Raw genomic sequence first — 14,311 nt, forward strand, 5'->3', positions numbered from 1 at the left:
CCACGGGGACGTTCGCGTCGACCCGAGTCTGGCTGTTGGGCCCGCCTTCATTTCCCTCTACGACATTGACCGGTCGAACATCATGCTCACTGCGACTGAGCGGGATGGCCCAACCGGGGCGTCCAATGTGTGCGGCAACGCCACGCTCCGCACGGTGCAAAGCGCTGGCCCGTTTAGCTACGTCAATGACTCGGGAAGCGATTTTTGGTCCCCGTTCGGGGGTGATTCTGGTGGCAACGTGTATAGCGTGACCTATCACGACAGGATTCTGAACACGCCGTGGCTCGACGGAGGCCAATGCAAGGTTCAAACATCCATCGACAGTTTTTCTGGCGTGGACTCAGCCGGCTTTGGAGACGATGCCCGCGGCGCCGGAACGATTTGCGTCACACGTGTGAGCGGGCCGGACGTCGTCATCGAGCCGCTTGAACTCAGGGTGGGAAGGAGGGCCAACCTGCGCGTGCGAATCCAGACGCAGGGCACTCCCATCCCCTTCAAAGGTGCGAAAGTCAGACTCGCGCCCGCAGCCATCAATGGCAGTCTGTTTTGCGTCGATGCCGCCGACGCCAAAGGCAATCTGGCCTGCGTGTACGAAGCCCCCGCCAGGAAAGCGACGACCGAGACGGTCACCGGCGACTGCGCTGGCTGCAATTCAACGGCAAGCTCGACGATCACGGTGACGGGACCACCGAAGGTGTTCGGGTTTTTCAACGGAGTTTGGAATACCGAAGAGGAGGCCGGAATGGGCCTGGATGCCCTCAAGAAATTGGTGGGCGCCAGCCATGACAACGCTCCGATTCGCTACGAATCCTTCTACAACCAGACTGGAAAAGGCGGGTCTGGCAGCCCACTTCAAGACATTGCTGAAACTTTCGTGCAGCGCGGCGTCGAACTCGACGGTGTGTTGAACGATCGGTGGGAGCACTATTGGGATCTGCTTGCCGGGCGCCATGGCGACCCCGACTCATTGACCGGAAGCCTGATCAAGGGACTGGGCAGCGGCGGCCTGGCACTCGCGCGGTTGCTCGACGCGACCTTCAATGCCACCTTGGGCCAGATCGTCGGGGGCTGGGCTCGGTTGCTCAGCGATCCGCCGACCGAAGCCGACCTGAACTCCCACTTGGCCAAGTTGCGAATCCTTGCCGGTGAAGATGCCCACCTCGTCCTCTTGGCGCATTCGCAGGGAAACCTTTTCGCCAACGCGGCACACGACGGGCTGCTGGCCAGTCACCCGCGCGTGGCGGTCAAGGTCGTCCATGTCGCGCCCGCCTCGCCTACCACGCGTGGAGAGTACGGACTGTCTGATCTGGATCTGGTGGTCAATGCGCTTCGTATCCAAGGGGGCAGCAGCGTGAGGCCTGCCAATTGGAGCCTTCCGTTCAGCTCGGTCGATGCGAGCGGCCATATGCTGGTGGCCACCTACCTGGACGCCGCACGTGAGGGACGTGCCAAGGTCAAGGCGTTGGTAGCGTCAGCGTTTGATGGGCTTGCAAGTCCTTGAGGGAGAGCGAATATGACCCAATTGTCGAAGACTCGACTGGTCCGCGCCGTGGCAATGAGGGCGGTCGGCGTGCTGCCTGCACTGCTCGTCGCCTGTGGCGGCAGCGGCAACGAGACCGTCGTGGTTCCCACCGGCGCACCCACGGCAGAGGCATTGGCAGAGGGCCCCGGCGCGGTGGTTCCTCAGCCCCCCTCGATCGCAGGGTTGTCGACGCTCAAGGATCAGATCGTTGCTCTGGAGCGAATCGGCGCCGTTCCGGCGCTCGACCGGTCGCGAGACATCTCAGGGCCGGATCTCAATCGAAACGGCGTGCGCGATGACATCGAGGCATGGATCCACACACGGCCCATCAACGAGAGCCAGCGTAGGGCGCTGATGCAGAAAGCCAGGGATCTGCAGATGACGCTTCTCATTGACCTCAAGGACAAGGCCGGCCTGGACCGCAGCGGTGATCGGCTGATGGCATCGACGAAGTGCGCTGGCGATCGCTTTGATCCGCGCAGCGAATCGTACGGGTACACGCGGAAGATCGAAGCGATGACTGCGAATACGCGAGAGCGTGCCGCGCGCTATGCGCAATACAACGCGGCTCGGTCGGGGAGTTCCACGACCTACCCGTCCGGCGACACCTGCGAGCCTTGAGCCTGTCCGTCGGCTCAGTACAGGCCCAGCTGCCGCGTCCGCAGCCGCGCCAGCCCCAGCAGCGCATCGGTGAACGGCGTCGCCACGCCGGCGCGCTGGCCCAGTTCGCGTACCGCCGTCACCAGCGCGTCGAGTTCCACGGCGCGGCCGGCTTCCACGTCCTGCAGCATCGAGGTCTTGAAGGCGCCGAGCTTGCGCGTGACCGCGTGGCGGTCCTCGGGGCTGTCGGCGATCGGCACGCCGATGCGCGCGCCGATCTCCTTGGCCTCCAGCATGATCGTGGAGATGAAGCCGCGCACCAGGTCGTCGTTGAGGATGACGTCGGTGGTGGCGCCGGTCAGCGCGCTGATCGGGTTGACCGTCATGTTGCCCCAGAGCTTGTACCAGACGTCCTTCTGGATCTGCGGCGAGAGCTTGGTGTCGATGCCCGTGCCCGCCAGCAGGTCGAGCAGCGCTTTCGCGCGCGGGGTCGCCTCGCCCGAGGGCTCGCCGATGATCAGGCCATTGCCGAAGTGATGCCGCACCACGCCGGGCGCGTCGAGCGAGCAGCTCGCGTGCACCACGCAGCCGATCACGTGCCTGGCGGGAATCGCGGCGTCGATGCGGCCGCCCGGGTCCACGGCCTCGAGCTGCGCGCCGGCCAGCGGGCCGCCGAAACCGCCCTGCAGGAACCACCACGGCACGCCGTTCATGGCCGTCAGCACGATGGTGCCAGGGCCCAGCAGCGGCGCGATCTGCTGCGCCACCGCGGGCAGCGACGGCGCCTTGACCGCCACGATCACGAGATCCTGGACGCCCAGGGCCTTCGGGTCTTCGCTGGCGTTGACGGCCACCGCCACGCGCGTGTCGCCGCTCACCAGCACCAGGCCGTCGCGCTTCAGGGCTTCCAACGTGGCGCCGCGCGCCACCACGTCGATGGTCGAGCCCGCCTGCGCGAGCTTCGAGCCGATCCAGCCGCCGATCGCGCCGGCGCCGTAGATGCACACTTTCATGGCTTCAGTTCTTGTAGCTGTTGTCGATGCGGTCGACCTGGCGCACCAGGGCATCGAACACATCCTGGCCGGCGCCGTGCGCCGGATTGAATTGCAGCGCATCGCGCGTGCAGCGCTGCGCGATCTCCTCGGCGACCGGAATCGCCGGCCCCATCGAGAAGGTCGCCAGCTGGATCTCGCAGGCGCGCTGCAGGGTCCAAAGGATCGCGAAGGTCTGCGGCAGGGTCTGGCCCCAGGCCAGCAGGCCGTGGTTGCGCAGGATCACCGCCTGCCGGTCGCCCATGCTCCTGAGCAGGCGCGGACCTTCGTCGGCGTGGATGGTGATGCCCTCGAAGTCGTGGTAGGCCACCATGCCGTGCAGCTGCGCGGTATAGAAATTGGTCTGCTGCAGGCCGCCCTGCACGCAGGCCACCGCCACGCCGGCGGTGGTGTGGGTGTGCATCACGCAATGGGCGCCGGGCAGCCCGTCGTGGATCGCGGCATGCACCGTGAAGCCGGCCGGGTTGACCGGGTACGTCGAACCGTCGAGCACCTTGCCCTGGAGGTCGATCTTGACCAGGTTGCTGGCCGTGACCTCGCTGTAGTGCAGGCCGAAGGGGTTGATCAGGAACTGCTTCTCGCCACCGGTCACGCTGTCGGGCAGCCGCACCGTGATGTGGTTGTAGATCATCTCGGTCCAGCCCAGCATCGCGAACACGCGGTAGCAGGCGGCGAGCTCCAGCCTGGCGGCGCGCTCGTCGGGGTGGAGGGCGGGATGCACCAGCGCCGAGGGCGACGGGGTGGCGAGTGTGTTCATCTGCAGTTCCTTTTCATGGCTAGCCTTCCGCGGTGAAGCCGACCTGTTTCACGATCGGCGCCCACTTGGCGGTGTCTTTCTTGAGCAGCTCGGTCAGTTCGGCCGGCGACGACGACATCGCCTCCAGGCCGAAACCGGCCAGGCCGTCGATCACGTCCTTCTGCGCCAGCGCGGCCTTGAAGGCGCTGTTGGCGCGCGCCACCACTTCCGGCGAGGCCTTGACCGGCAGCAGGAAGGCGAACCACTCGCTGTGCGTCATGTTCTTGATGCCCTGTTCCTCGAAGGTCGGCACATCGGGCGCGAAGCGGCTGCGCTTGGCGCCGGACACGCCGAGGATGCGGACCTTGCCCGTGGGCAGGTGCTGCGTGATGTCGCCGATCGGGCCCGACACGGCCGCGATGTTGCCGCCCAGCAGGTCGAGCATCGCCGGCTGGGTGCCGCGGTAGGCCGCGTGCTTGAGATCGACTCCCGCGCTCTTGCCCAGCAGCGCGCCGATGAAGTGCGGCGTCGAGCCGGCGGCCGGCGAGCCGAAGTTGGCGCCTTCGGGATGGGTCTTGGCCCAGGCCAGGAATTCGGGCACGGTCTTGACCGACATCGGCACGGCCGGGCCGACCGCGAAGCCGAAGTCGAACACGCAGGCCAGCGTGACCGGCGTCAGGTCGACCAGCGGGTCGTACGGCAGCTTCTTGTAGATGTGCGGATAGATCGTGAGGATCGAGGTCGGCGTCTGCAGGATCGTGGCGCCGTCGGCCGGCTGGCTCTTGACGTAGGTCACGGCGATCTGGCCGCCCGCGCCGGTGCGGTTCTCGACCACGACAGCCTTGCCGTAGTCGGGCTGCAGCCGGGTCGCGACGCGACGGCAGGTCGTGTCGGAGGTGCCGCCGGCCGCGAAGCCGGTGATCAGGCGCGCGGTCTCGAAGGGGAAGGCTTGCGCTTGCGCGAAAGCGTGCTGGCCCAGGCTTGCGAGCAGCGCCGAGGCGCTGGTGGTCTGCAGCAGGTGGCGGCGGGTGAAGTTCATGGCGGATGTCTCCAGGATTTGGATGTTTCAGGACTCGTCGCGCAGCCGGTCGGCGACGCCGGAGTGGGTCACGGCGCCCTGGTGGCCAGGCCGCGCGCTGAGGGCATATTTTTCCAGCAAGCCGCCCTGCCACACCCCCGCGTTTACCTCACGTTGGGCGCCTTTCTGTCCTCGCATCCCGGGTCCATGGCGTCAGTAGGTGCCGCCCGCCGCCGGCGCCTTGGCGACGCCCTTGAAGCGCGCCGCCAGCGCGCTCGTGTGGCGCACCAGCAGGTTGGTGTCGAGGCCGACCGCGACGAACAGCGCGCCCAGTTCCAGGTACTTCTTCGCCAGCGTCTCGTCGGGGGTCAGGATGCCCGCGGCCTTGCCGGCGCGGTTGATGCGCGCGATCGCGTCCTCGATCGCGGCCTGCACCTCGGCGTGGCCCGAGTTGCCGACGTGGCCCATCGAGGCCGAGAGGTCGGCCGGGCCGATGAAGATGCCGTCGACGCCCTCGACCGCGGCGATCGCGTCCAGGTTGGCCAGCGCTTCGCGCGATTCGGCCTGCACCAGCAGGCAGACGCGGTCGTTGGCTTCCTTCGGGTAGTTCGCGAAGCGGCCCCAGCCCGAGGCCCGGGCGCCGCCCATGCCGCGGATGCCCTGCGGCGGATAGCGCATCGCGCGCACCAGGGCCTGGGCCTGCTCGGCCGTGTCGACCATCGGCACCAGCAGCGTCTGCACGCCGAGGTCCAGGTACTGCTTGATCAGTGCCGCGCCGGCGTCGCCATGGCCCAGCGGCACGCGCGCGACGGCGTTCGCGCCCGGGTAGGCCGCGATCGCCTGCGCCTGCTGCAGCACGCTGGCCAGCCCGTTGGGCGAATGCTCGCCGTCGATCAGCAGCCAGTCGAAACCGGCGCCGGCGCAGATCTCGGCGCTGTAGGCGTCGGCGAGGCCGAGCCAGAGGCCGATCTGGGCACGCTTTTCGACGAGCGCCTGCTTGAAGGGATTCGGAGGGGTGTTCATGTGGGGTCTTTCAGTCGCCGCCGGGCCGCCCCAAGGCGACTGCGGCCCCCTCGGGGGGCAGCGCAGCACACGAAGTGGCAAGCGTGGGGGCCATGGTTAAACGAAGCGGAAGGAGATCGTGCCGAGCGGGCCGTAGTCCGCATGGAAAGTGTCGCCGGGCAGCGCCGGGGTCGGCCGCGTGAACGAACCGCCGAGCACGATCTCGCCGGCCTCCAGGCATTCGTCCCACGGTGCCAGCTTGTTGGCGAGCCAGGCCACGCCGGTGGCGGGATGGTTGAGTACTGCGGCGGCCACGCCCGACTCCTCGATCACGCCGTTCTTGTACAGCAGGGCGCTGACCCAGCGCAGGTCGACCGCGTCGGGCTTCACCGGCCGGCCGCCGGTCACGATGCCGGCATTGGCCGCGTTGTCGGAGATGGTGTCGAAGACCTTGCGCATCTGCTTGGTGTGGCGGTCGAACTGCTCGATGCGCGAATCGATGATCTCGATCGCCGGCACCACGTAGTCGGTGGCCGCGAGCACGTCGAAGATCGTCACGTTCGGGCCCTGGAGCCGCTTGCCGAGCACGAAAGCCAGCTCGACCTCGACCCGCGGCGCGATGAAGCGCGAGAACGGGATGTCGCCGCCCTGGTCGAAGAACATGTCGTCGAGCAGCGTGCCGTAGTCGGGCTCGCTGATCTGGCTGGCCTGCTGCATGGCGCGCGAGGTGAGGCCGATCTTGTGGCCCTTCACGATGCGCCCCTCGGCGATCTTGGCCTTGACCCATTCGCGCGAGATCGCGTAGCCGTCCTCGATGGTCATCTCGGGATAGCGCTTGGAGAAATGCTCCACCTGCACGCGCGACTTCTCGCTCTCGTGGAGTTCGGCGGCGAGCTGCTTGATGAGTTTCGGGGCGAGCATGGTTCAGGCCTTGTTGAAGAGGGGATGCAGATTGCTGTGCTTGCCGTCGTAGACCTGGCCCGGGCTCTCGTCGATCTGCAGCGTGATGCCGATGGCGCGCGCATCGAAGACCGGCGCGAAGTGCGCCTTGGTCGCCGCGAGCAGCGCATCGCCGATGCGCTTCTGCACGGCGGCCGAACGCCCGGAGCCCATGCGCACGTTGAGATAGACGAAGGCGTAGTCGGCCTTGCCGTCGGCCACCGCGTAGTGGGCGGCTGGGTAGGCCAGCACGCGCGTGCCGCCGGTCGGGTAGACCTGCCTGCCTTCGTCGTCGCGCTGCGCGAGCATGCAGTCGGCCAGCGTGCGGCACAGCGCCGACATGTCGGTCTCTCCCTCGATGTTGGGCGTGTAGAGGATCACGAGGTGCGGCATGCGGTTCTCCGGGGGGACGAGTTCAACGGATCAAAGGCGCGTCACGCTCTGGAATCCCTCGGCGCTCGACGCCTGCGCCTTCGGGATCGCATGGCCATCCTGCGGCGTGACCGGGAAGACGGCATTGATCTGGCCGGTGGCGGAAGATCCGAAGTAGGGCGTGATCACCTCCGCCTTGCCGTCGTAGGCCGACCAGCCCAGGGCGCCGAGCACCATGGCCGTATCGTGCATGAATCCTTCGCCGTGGCCCTTGACCGCATATTCCGGCAGCATCGCGCAGAAGTCGGACCACTCGCCGTGTTCCCACATCCGCACCACCTCGTGGTCCATGCGCTCCAGCAGCGGGCTCCAGACGCGGTCGGCGAACTGCGGCGCCAGGCCGTTCTGCGCGAAGCGATGCGAGAGCGATCCGCTGGCGAAGAAGGCCACGGTGCCGTCGTAGTGATCCTCCACCGCACGGCGCATGGCCCAGCCCAGGCGGGCGCTGTCGTTCAGGTAGTGGCTGGTGCACAGGGCCGAGACGCAGATCGCCTTGAAGTGCAGGTCCTCGTTCATGTAGCGCATCGGAACCAGCGTGCCGTATTCGGGCCCGAGCGTGGTGGCATCGTGCGCCAGCGTCTCCACGCCCCATTCATTGCACGTTTTCGCCAGCAGCTTGCCGAGCGCCGGATTGCCAGGCATCTCGTAGGGCATGTTGCTGATGAAGTGCGGCAGCTCGTTGCTGGTGTAGACGCCCTTGAAATGCGGCGCGCAATTCAGGTGGTAGCTCGCGTTCACGAGCCAGTGGGTGTCGAACACCACGATGGTGTCGACCCCCAGCGCGCGGCAGCGGCGACCGATTTCCTTGAGCCCGTCGATGGCAGCCTGCCGACTGCCCTTGCGCGGGCCGTCCAGCTCGCTCAGGTAGAGCGAGGGCACGTGCGTGATCTTGGCGGCGAGGGCGAGCTGTCCCATGGTCAGGCTCCCCAATGCGGGATGTGATGCGAGCCGAGCGACACCGCCACGTTCTTCGGCTCGCAGAAGACCTCGTAGCTCCAGGTGCCGCCCTCGCGCCCCGTGCCCGAGGCCTTGGTCCCGCCGAAGGGCTGCCGCAGGTCGCGCACGTTCTGGCTGTTGACGAAGCACATGCCGGCCTCGACCGCCGCGGCCACGCGGTGCGCGCGGCCGATGTTCTCGGTCCACACGTAGCTCGACAGGCCGTAGGCGATGTCGTTGGCGAGCCGGATCGCATCGGCCTCGTCCTTGAACGGGATCAGGCAGGCCACCGGGCCGAAGATTTCGTCCTGCGCGATCTTCATGCGGTTGTCGACGTCGGCGAACACGGTGGGCAGCACGTAGTTGCCGCGCCGAACGCGCTCGGGCAGATCGGGCGCGCCGAGGCCGCCGCACAGCAGCGTGGCGCCTTCCTTCGGGCCCAGCTCGATGTAGCTGCGCACCTTGGCCAGGTGGGCCTGCGAGATCATCGGGCCGACGATGGTCTTCTCGTCGAGCGGGTCGCCGACCGTGATGCGCTTGGCGCGCTCGGCGAACCTGGCCGCGAAGTCGGCATAGATCGACTGCTGCACCAGGATGCGCGAGCCGGCCGTGCAGCGCTCGCCGTTGTTGCTGAAGATCATGAAGATCGCCGCATCGAGGGCGCGGTCGAGGTCCGCGTCGTCGAAGATCACGAACGGGCTCTTGCCGCCGAGCTCCATGCTGAACTTCTTGAGCCCCGCGCTCTTCACGATGCGGTTGCCGGTGGCGGTCGATCCGGTGAACGAGATCGCGCGCACGTCCGGGTGCGCCACCAGCGGCTCGCCGGCTTCCTTGCCGTAGCCGTGCACCAGGTTCAGCACGCCGGCCGGGATGCCGGCTTCGAGCGCCAGCTCGCCGAGCCGCGCGGCGGTCAGCGGCGACAGCTCGCTCATCTTGAGCACCGCCGTGTTGCCGAAGGCCAGGCAGGGCGCGACCTTCCAGGTGGCGGTCATGAAGGGCACGTTCCACGGCGAGATCAGCGCGCACACGCCCACCGGGTGGAACAGCGTGTAGTTCAGGTGCGTGGGCGTCGGGTAGGTGTGGCCGTCGACGCGCGTGCACATCTCGGCGAAGTAGTAGAAGTTGTCGGCCGCGCGCGGCACCAGCTGCTTGCCGGTCTGCGCGATGACCTGGCCGCAGTCGTTGGTCTCGGTCTGCGCGATCTCGGGCACGTTCTTCGCGATCAGGTCGCCGAGCTTGCGGATCAGCCTGGCGCGCTCGGGCGCGGGCATGCCGGCCCATTTCGGAAAGGCTTCCTTCGCGGCGGCGACCGCCGCATTCACCTCGGCCTCGCCGCCCGAGGCGACCTCGGCCAGCACTTCCTGCGTGGCGGGATTGACGGTCTGGAAGTAGTCGCGGCCGGCGACGGATTTGCCGTTGATGAGGTGGTCGATCTGCATGGGGTTTCCTTCGGGTTCAGTCGAGCCGGATCTCGCGCGAGGCGATCAGCGCCTGCCATTTCTTGCGCTCCGACTGCACGTAGCGGTTCATTTCGGCGGCGTCGGTGGGGCGGGTCTCCCAGCCGGCATCGAAAAGCTTCTGGCGCACGCCAGGGTCGTTCATGGCCTTCAGCAGGTCGGTGCCGAGCTTCAGCTGAACGTCCTTCGGCGTGGCGGCGGGCGCCACCAGGCCTTGCCAGGTGTAGGCCTCGACCCCGGCAAAGCCGAGCTCCTTGGCGGTCGGCACCTGGGGCAGTTGCGGCACGCGCTCGCCGGACATGGCGAGCAGCGGCACCACCTTGCCGGCCTTGACGGCGCTGATGCCGCTGGGCAGGTCGAGCATCATCAGCGGCACCTGGCCGCCCATCAGGTCCTGCAGCGCCGGGGCGCCGCCCTTGTAGGGCACGTGCAGCAGCTGCACGCCGGCCTCGCGCTGGAACAGCTCCAGCGCCAGGTGGTGCGGGCTGCCGGCGCCCGGCGTCGCCACGCTGTAGTGGCCCGGCGCCTTCTTGAGCGCCGCGATCAGCGCCTTGGCGTCGGCGAAGCCCGCGCCCGGCGCGGCCGTGAGGATCAGCGGCGAGCGGCCCATCATGCCGAGCGCGACGAAGTCCTTCTCGGCGTCGTAGGGCAGCTTCTTGTAGAGCACCGGGTTGTAGACCAGCACGCCGTTGTCGGCAGAGAACACCGTGTAGCCGTCGCCCGGCGAGCGCGCCACGTTCTCGGAGGCGATGATGGCGCTGGCCCCGGGGCGGTTGTCGACCAGCACCGGCTGGCCGATCTGCTGCGACAACTGGGCGCCCGCGGTGCGGGCCAGAAAGTCGGTGCCGCCGCCGGCCGGATAGCCGACCACCCAGCGCACGGGCTTGGTCGGGAAGGACTGCGCCGGCGCATCGAAGGCCACCACCGATGCGGCCAGTGCGGCCATGGCGGACGCGATGATCATCTTCTTCATGTTGTCTCCGTTTGCTTGGCCGCTCAGACCGCGGCAATGGTGTTGATGAGCGCGCCGATCTGCGCGATCTCGGTCACGACGACGTCGCCGGGGCGGCAGTCGACCACGCCATCGGGCGTGCCCGTGAGGATCAGGTCGCCGGGCGACAAGGTCATGAAGCTGCTGAAGTACTCGATCAGGAAGGGCGCGTCGAAGATCATGTCCCTCGTGTTGCCCGACTGCGTGAGCTTGCCGTTGACCGTGGTCTGCAGCGCCAGCGCCATCGGATCGGAGACGTCCCTGGCGTCGACCAGCCAGGGGCCGATCGGCGTGCAGGTGTCGCGGTTCTTCACGCGCAGGTTGGGGCGGTACCAGTTCTCGAGGTAGTCGCGGATTGCGTAGTCGTTGGCCACCGTGTAGCCGCCGATGAAGTCGTAGGCATCGTCGCGCCTGACCTTCTTCGCGGTCTTGCCGACCACGATCGCGAGCTCGCATTCGTAGTGCATGAACTGCACGTCGGCCGGGCGATAGGTCAGGTGGCGATGGCCGGTGAGCGTGCTCTCGCCCTTGACGAACACCAGCGGCTCCTCGGGCGCCTTGAACTCCAGCTCCTTGGCATGGTCGGCGTAGTTGAGGCCCAGCGCGAGGATGGTGCGCGGGCGCGGCACCGGCGCCAGCGGCGGCAGCCACGACACGGCGTCGGCCTGCAGCAGGCGGCCGTCGGCCAGGCGCAGTTGGCCATCGGCCTCGACGGCTTCGTGCACCGCGCCTTCGAACAGGATGCGTGCGCGCTTCATGCTTGCTCCTTCGCGAGCGTGTTGACCAGGGACTCGAAGCCCGGCGCGCTGATCTCGATGCGGTCGCCGGGGCGCGCCAGCGGGCGGCCGGCGTCGCAGCCGAGCATCAGCACCTCGCCATGCGCGAGCGTCATGAAATCGCCGACCTCGGCCAGCAGCTGCGCGGCGCTGCGCACCGTCTGCGAGAAATCGACCGACTGGCGCAGCTCGCCGTTGATGCGCACTTCGAGCTTGAACTGCGCCGGGTCGGCCACCTCCTGCGCGTCGCGCATCGCCGGGCCGATGCCCAGGAAACCGTCGACGCACTTGAACTTGACCGGCGGGCGGAAGAAGCTCGCATGCGGGATCGAGAGGTCGTTCATCAGCACGAAGCCCTCGACGTCGTTGTCGACGCCGATCACCATCGCGATGGTCGCGCCGACCTCCACCTCGGCCACCTGCGCCGGCACGGTGATCGTGCTGCCGTGCGGGCTCCAGGTGTTGGCGGTCTTGACGTAGAGCACCGGCGCCTTGGGCGGTGCCTTGTACGGCGGCTGGTTCATCTGCGGCGCGAGTGCCTCGACTTCCGCGCGGAAGTTCAGCAGCACGCCGTAGACGGTGCCTGTGGGGAGGTAGCTCATGGTTGTTCCAGTGCGATCAGTTCGTCGAGCAAGGTGTAGATCTGGGCGAGCTTTTCCTTGCCCATGGCCTCTTCCATCCACGCGTAGTGCGCTTCGATGCTGGTCGAGAGCTTCTTCACCAGCCGGCGCCCGTGCGCCGTGGCCTCGACCACGGTGCGGCGCTGGTCCTCGGGGTCGCGGCTGCGCGTGATGAGTTCGTCGCGCTCCATGCGCGCGAGCACGCCGGTCAGGCTGGGCCCGAGGATGAAGGCCTCGCGCGCCACGCGACCGGTTTCGACCGCGCCGTGTTCGCCGAGCACGCGCAGCACGCGCCATTGCTGATCGGACAGCGAATGCTCGCGCAGGCTGGGCCGCGTGTGGCCCATGACGGCCTCGCGGGCCTGCAGCAGCAGGCGCGGCAAATTGCGGTGGGAGAAGGAGGTGCTCATGTCGGCCCGAATTATTTAATATATTAAATGATTGGGTCAAGTGGCCGGGGCTGCGGGTAAACCCTTGCGGAAAACCTGACGCGCGCCATCCGTCAGGGGCCGCAGCCAGATGCGGCAAAGACTGACACGGCAGCCCCCGCAGGCATGCCACCTTGAGCCCATTCAAACCCGGAGAAGTTGACGATGAAGAAGATCCTGTTTGCGCTCGCCGCATCCCTCACCGTTCTGACCGCTGGCGCCCAGGTGAGCAAGGCCGCTTCGGAGGCCACCGACGCGGCCAAGCACAAGATCGATGAGAAGCGTGCGGACAGCGAGGCCGAGAAGAGCGGCCCGGTCGGCAAGACCGTCAACAACGTGAAGTCGGGCTATCACAAGAACAGGTCGAAGGCCTCGGCCGACAAGGCCAAGCAATCGCTGAAGAACGCGGGCTGAGTCGCTGATTTGCCGGCTCGGCCCTACGCAGGCACCTTGCCCTTGACCGCCCAGGCCAGCGCCGCGTAGGAGCGCGGGCCGTCCGCTTCGCCGTCGAGATAGGCGGCCTCGACGGCGTCGCGCAGCCGTGCGTGCGCCTCCTGGCCCAGGGTGGCGACGTACTCCGCGCCAGGGCCGTCCTTGCCCTCGAAGGGCGCCCAATAGTCCGCGAACGAGGCGAACTCCATTCGGATGGCGAGCGATGTCTCGTCCACGCGTTGGAACCCGGCGTCACGCCACGCCTCGGCCAGTTCGCCGGGCCGCGTCATCGGCCGTGTGAAGTTGCGGGCGCGGCGCAGCCCCGCGTCGGGATCGAGTGCGGCGGCCGTGTCGAAGAACATGCGGTTGGAGACGAAGCCGCCGCGCACGTCCCAGACGGTCGCGCCGACCACGCTCCCGGGCTTGGCGACCCGCCGCATCTCGGCAATGGCCTTGCCCGTGTCCGGAACGAAGTGCAGAACCAGGAGCGAGAGCACGCGGTCGAAACTCCGGTTCGGGAAGGGCAGCGCACAGGCGTCGGCCACCTCGAACACGATGCGCGGGTCCTGGTTGTGGCGCCTGGCATGCGCGATGTAGGGCTCGGCGAGGTCCACGCCCCGCACTTCGCCGGCGCCGGTGCGGCGGGCCACGGCAAAGGCCAGATGGCCCGTGCCGCAGCCGACATCGAGCACCCGGTCGCCGTCCGCGGTGCCGACGAAGTCCAGGAAGGGCAGCGCGAGGAGGCGGCTCCAGCGGCCCATCAGTTTCTCGTAGCCGTCGCCGTCGGCGGCGACGAAGGTCGAAGACGTGGTGTTCATCGGCGGTCCCTTCGCGCGGCGGGGCGCAGCGCACGACGGTGCGCGGCGGATCCCGACTACAAGATGCCAGAAATCATCATCCCCAGCCCCACGATGCTGACCACCCAGATCGCCGTGCGCAGATAGGTGATGCCGGCGCAGTAGACCGGGACGTACAGCACGCGGGCCCAGAAGAAGATCTGCGCGCCCGTGGCGATCCTCGGGCTGGTCGCGCCCGCTGCATGCGCCACCAGCGCGATCGCGGCGAACAGCACGAAGTTCTCGAGCGTGTTGCGGGCGGCGCGCTCGGCGCGCCCTGCGAAGGGCGTGGCCTCGGGCAGCTTGTCGCGGTTGCCGAGCGCCATCATGGTGCCGGACGGCGTCCAGCCCTTGACCCGAATGAGGCTCGCGAGAAGCACGACGAGCCAGGTCAGGATGGCCATGTAGATCACGAGCGTGAGGGTGGTGGTCATGTCGAGGTCCTTGTGGCTCTGGGCGTATCGGCTCAGCGGTCGAGGAAGCAGAGCGGTCATCCTCTTGCCCTTGGCAGATTCGGCGTGGTCGAACGATAGG

17 protein-coding genes are annotated in these 14,311 nt (G+C 67.7%); 3 read left to right on the forward strand and 14 right to left on the reverse strand.

Going from position 1 to position 14,311, the window contains the following annotated elements; translation table 11 throughout:
• Positions 1 to 247: 247 nt before the first annotated feature.
• Positions 248 to 1,501 (forward strand): hypothetical protein, encoded by a 1,254-nt coding sequence (locus AB4Z46_RS30280; RefSeq protein ID WP_442287262.1) that lies wholly within the window; start codon positions 248 to 250, stop codon positions 1,499 to 1,501.
• A gap of 12 nt (positions 1,502 to 1,513) precedes the next feature.
• Positions 1,514 to 2,143 (forward strand): hypothetical protein, encoded by a 630-nt coding sequence (locus AB4Z46_RS30285; RefSeq protein ID WP_442287263.1) that lies wholly within the window; start codon positions 1,514 to 1,516, stop codon positions 2,141 to 2,143.
• 14 nt (positions 2,144 to 2,157) lie between these two features.
• Here the strand turns inward: AB4Z46_RS30285 and AB4Z46_RS30290 are convergent, their stop codons facing one another.
• The 12 genes from AB4Z46_RS30290 to hpaR all read right to left on the reverse strand — a co-directional run bounded on the left by AB4Z46_RS30290 (position 2,158) and on the right by hpaR (position 12,491).
• A complete protein-coding gene (locus AB4Z46_RS30290) occupies positions 2,158 to 3,135 on the reverse strand; it encodes a 2-dehydropantoate 2-reductase (RefSeq protein WP_442287264.1) in 978 nt (325 codons plus the stop codon).
• A 4-nt stretch (positions 3,136 to 3,139) separates the two neighbouring features.
• Entirely contained in the window at positions 3,140 to 3,931 is a 792-nt protein-coding gene (locus tag AB4Z46_RS30295) for a class II aldolase/adducin family protein (RefSeq protein WP_442287265.1), read from the reverse strand.
• Positions 3,932 to 3,950: 19 nt separating this feature from the next.
• Entirely contained in the window at positions 3,951 to 4,949 is a 999-nt protein-coding gene (locus AB4Z46_RS30300; RefSeq protein WP_442287266.1) for a Bug family tripartite tricarboxylate transporter substrate binding protein, read from the reverse strand.
• A 192-nt stretch (positions 4,950 to 5,141) separates the two neighbouring features.
• Positions 5,142 to 5,951, reverse strand: coding sequence for an aldolase/citrate lyase family protein (locus AB4Z46_RS30305; RefSeq protein ID WP_442287267.1), 810 nt, complete (start codon positions 5,949 to 5,951; stop codon positions 5,142 to 5,144).
• 96 nt (positions 5,952 to 6,047) lie between these two features.
• Positions 6,048 to 6,851, reverse strand: coding sequence for a 2-oxo-hept-4-ene-1,7-dioate hydratase (gene hpaH / locus AB4Z46_RS30310; RefSeq protein WP_442287268.1), 804 nt, complete (start codon positions 6,849 to 6,851; stop codon positions 6,048 to 6,050).
• Positions 6,852 to 6,854: 3 nt separating this feature from the next.
• On the reverse strand, positions 6,855 to 7,262 hold the full coding sequence (locus AB4Z46_RS30315; RefSeq protein WP_442287269.1) for a 5-carboxymethyl-2-hydroxymuconate Delta-isomerase: 408 nt from the start codon (positions 7,260 to 7,262) through the stop codon (positions 6,855 to 6,857).
• A gap of 30 nt (positions 7,263 to 7,292) precedes the next feature.
• Positions 7,293 to 8,216: a 3,4-dihydroxyphenylacetate 2,3-dioxygenase gene (gene hpaD, locus AB4Z46_RS30320; RefSeq protein WP_442287270.1), complete on the reverse strand. Its 924-nt coding sequence runs from the start codon at positions 8,214 to 8,216 to the stop codon at positions 7,293 to 7,295.
• A gap of 2 nt (positions 8,217 to 8,218) precedes the next feature.
• Positions 8,219 to 9,676: a 5-carboxymethyl-2-hydroxymuconate semialdehyde dehydrogenase gene (hpaE, locus tag AB4Z46_RS30325; protein ID WP_442287271.1), complete on the reverse strand. Its 1,458-nt coding sequence runs from the start codon at positions 9,674 to 9,676 to the stop codon at positions 8,219 to 8,221.
• Between the two features lie 16 nt (positions 9,677 to 9,692).
• Positions 9,693 to 10,667, reverse strand: a complete 975-nt coding sequence (locus AB4Z46_RS30330) for a Bug family tripartite tricarboxylate transporter substrate binding protein (RefSeq protein WP_442287272.1) — start codon at positions 10,665 to 10,667, stop codon at positions 9,693 to 9,695.
• 23 nt (positions 10,668 to 10,690) lie between these two features.
• Positions 10,691 to 11,443, reverse strand: coding sequence for a fumarylacetoacetate hydrolase family protein (locus tag AB4Z46_RS30335; protein WP_442287273.1), 753 nt, complete (start codon positions 11,441 to 11,443; stop codon positions 10,691 to 10,693).
• Positions 11,440 to 12,063, reverse strand: a complete 624-nt coding sequence (locus tag AB4Z46_RS30340) for a fumarylacetoacetate hydrolase family protein (RefSeq protein ID WP_442287274.1) — start codon at positions 12,061 to 12,063, stop codon at positions 11,440 to 11,442. Before AB4Z46_RS30340 ends, AB4Z46_RS30335 begins: the two co-directional genes overlap by 4 nt.
• The gene (gene hpaR / locus AB4Z46_RS30345; RefSeq protein ID WP_442287275.1) at positions 12,060 to 12,491 is read right to left on the reverse strand and encodes a homoprotocatechuate degradation operon regulator HpaR; all 432 of its coding nucleotides are present in this window, start codon (positions 12,489 to 12,491) and stop codon (positions 12,060 to 12,062) included. Before hpaR ends, AB4Z46_RS30340 begins: the two co-directional genes overlap by 4 nt.
• A gap of 183 nt (positions 12,492 to 12,674) precedes the next feature.
• Between hpaR and AB4Z46_RS30350 the strand changes: the two genes are divergently transcribed.
• Positions 12,675 to 12,923, forward strand: coding sequence for a hypothetical protein (locus AB4Z46_RS30350; RefSeq protein WP_442287276.1), 249 nt, complete (start codon positions 12,675 to 12,677; stop codon positions 12,921 to 12,923).
• A gap of 23 nt (positions 12,924 to 12,946) precedes the next feature.
• On the opposite strand, the gene AB4Z46_RS30355 is transcribed toward AB4Z46_RS30350, so the two are convergent.
• Both AB4Z46_RS30355 and AB4Z46_RS30360 read right to left on the reverse strand, forming a co-directional pair.
• The gene (locus tag AB4Z46_RS30355; protein WP_442287277.1) at positions 12,947 to 13,759 is read right to left on the reverse strand and encodes a class I SAM-dependent methyltransferase; all 813 of its coding nucleotides are present in this window, start codon (positions 13,757 to 13,759) and stop codon (positions 12,947 to 12,949) included.
• A 56-nt stretch (positions 13,760 to 13,815) separates the two neighbouring features.
• Positions 13,816 to 14,211 (reverse strand): MAPEG family protein, encoded by a 396-nt coding sequence (locus AB4Z46_RS30360; protein WP_442287278.1) that lies wholly within the window; start codon positions 14,209 to 14,211, stop codon positions 13,816 to 13,818.
• Positions 14,212 to 14,311: the final 100 nt, after the last annotated feature.

The organism is Variovorax sp. M-6 (genome assembly GCF_052114385.1).
Lineage (GTDB): Bacteria > Pseudomonadota > Gammaproteobacteria > Burkholderiales > Burkholderiaceae_C > Variovorax.

What these genes read in the sequence shown, in the direction of transcription:
- AB4Z46_RS30285 (WP_442287263.1), top strand. Translation starts at nt 1,514, where the DNA reads ATGACCCAATTGTCGAAGACTCGACTGGTCCGCGCCGTGGCAATGAGG.
- AB4Z46_RS30290 (WP_442287264.1), bottom strand. Translation starts at nt 3,135, where the DNA reads ATGAAAGTGTGCATCTACGGCGCCGGCGCGATCGGCGGCTGGATCGGC.
- AB4Z46_RS30295 (WP_442287265.1), bottom strand. Translation starts at nt 3,931, where the DNA reads ATGAACACACTCGCCACCCCGTCGCCCTCGGCGCTGGTGCATCCCGCC.
- AB4Z46_RS30300 (WP_442287266.1), bottom strand. Translation starts at nt 4,949, where the DNA reads ATGAACTTCACCCGCCGCCACCTGCTGCAGACCACCAGCGCCTCGGCG.
- AB4Z46_RS30305 (WP_442287267.1), bottom strand. Translation starts at nt 5,951, where the DNA reads ATGAACACCCCTCCGAATCCCTTCAAGCAGGCGCTCGTCGAAAAGCGT.
- hpaH (WP_442287268.1), bottom strand. Translation starts at nt 6,851, where the DNA reads ATGCTCGCCCCGAAACTCATCAAGCAGCTCGCCGCCGAACTCCACGAG.
- AB4Z46_RS30315 (WP_442287269.1), bottom strand. Translation starts at nt 7,262, where the DNA reads ATGCCGCACCTCGTGATCCTCTACACGCCCAACATCGAGGGAGAGACC.
- hpaD (WP_442287270.1), bottom strand. Translation starts at nt 8,216, where the DNA reads ATGGGACAGCTCGCCCTCGCCGCCAAGATCACGCACGTGCCCTCGCTC.
- hpaE (WP_442287271.1), bottom strand. Translation starts at nt 9,676, where the DNA reads ATGCAGATCGACCACCTCATCAACGGCAAATCCGTCGCCGGCCGCGAC.
- AB4Z46_RS30330 (WP_442287272.1), bottom strand. Translation starts at nt 10,667, where the DNA reads ATGAAGAAGATGATCATCGCGTCCGCCATGGCCGCACTGGCCGCATCG.
- AB4Z46_RS30335 (WP_442287273.1), bottom strand. Translation starts at nt 11,443, where the DNA reads ATGAAGCGCGCACGCATCCTGTTCGAAGGCGCGGTGCACGAAGCCGTC.
- AB4Z46_RS30340 (WP_442287274.1), bottom strand. Translation starts at nt 12,063, where the DNA reads ATGAGCTACCTCCCCACAGGCACCGTCTACGGCGTGCTGCTGAACTTC.
- hpaR (WP_442287275.1), bottom strand. Translation starts at nt 12,491, where the DNA reads ATGAGCACCTCCTTCTCCCACCGCAATTTGCCGCGCCTGCTGCTGCAG.
- AB4Z46_RS30350 (WP_442287276.1), top strand. Translation starts at nt 12,675, where the DNA reads ATGAAGAAGATCCTGTTTGCGCTCGCCGCATCCCTCACCGTTCTGACC.
- AB4Z46_RS30355 (WP_442287277.1), bottom strand. Translation starts at nt 13,759, where the DNA reads ATGAACACCACGTCTTCGACCTTCGTCGCCGCCGACGGCGACGGCTAC.
- AB4Z46_RS30360 (WP_442287278.1), bottom strand. Translation starts at nt 14,211, where the DNA reads ATGACCACCACCCTCACGCTCGTGATCTACATGGCCATCCTGACCTGG.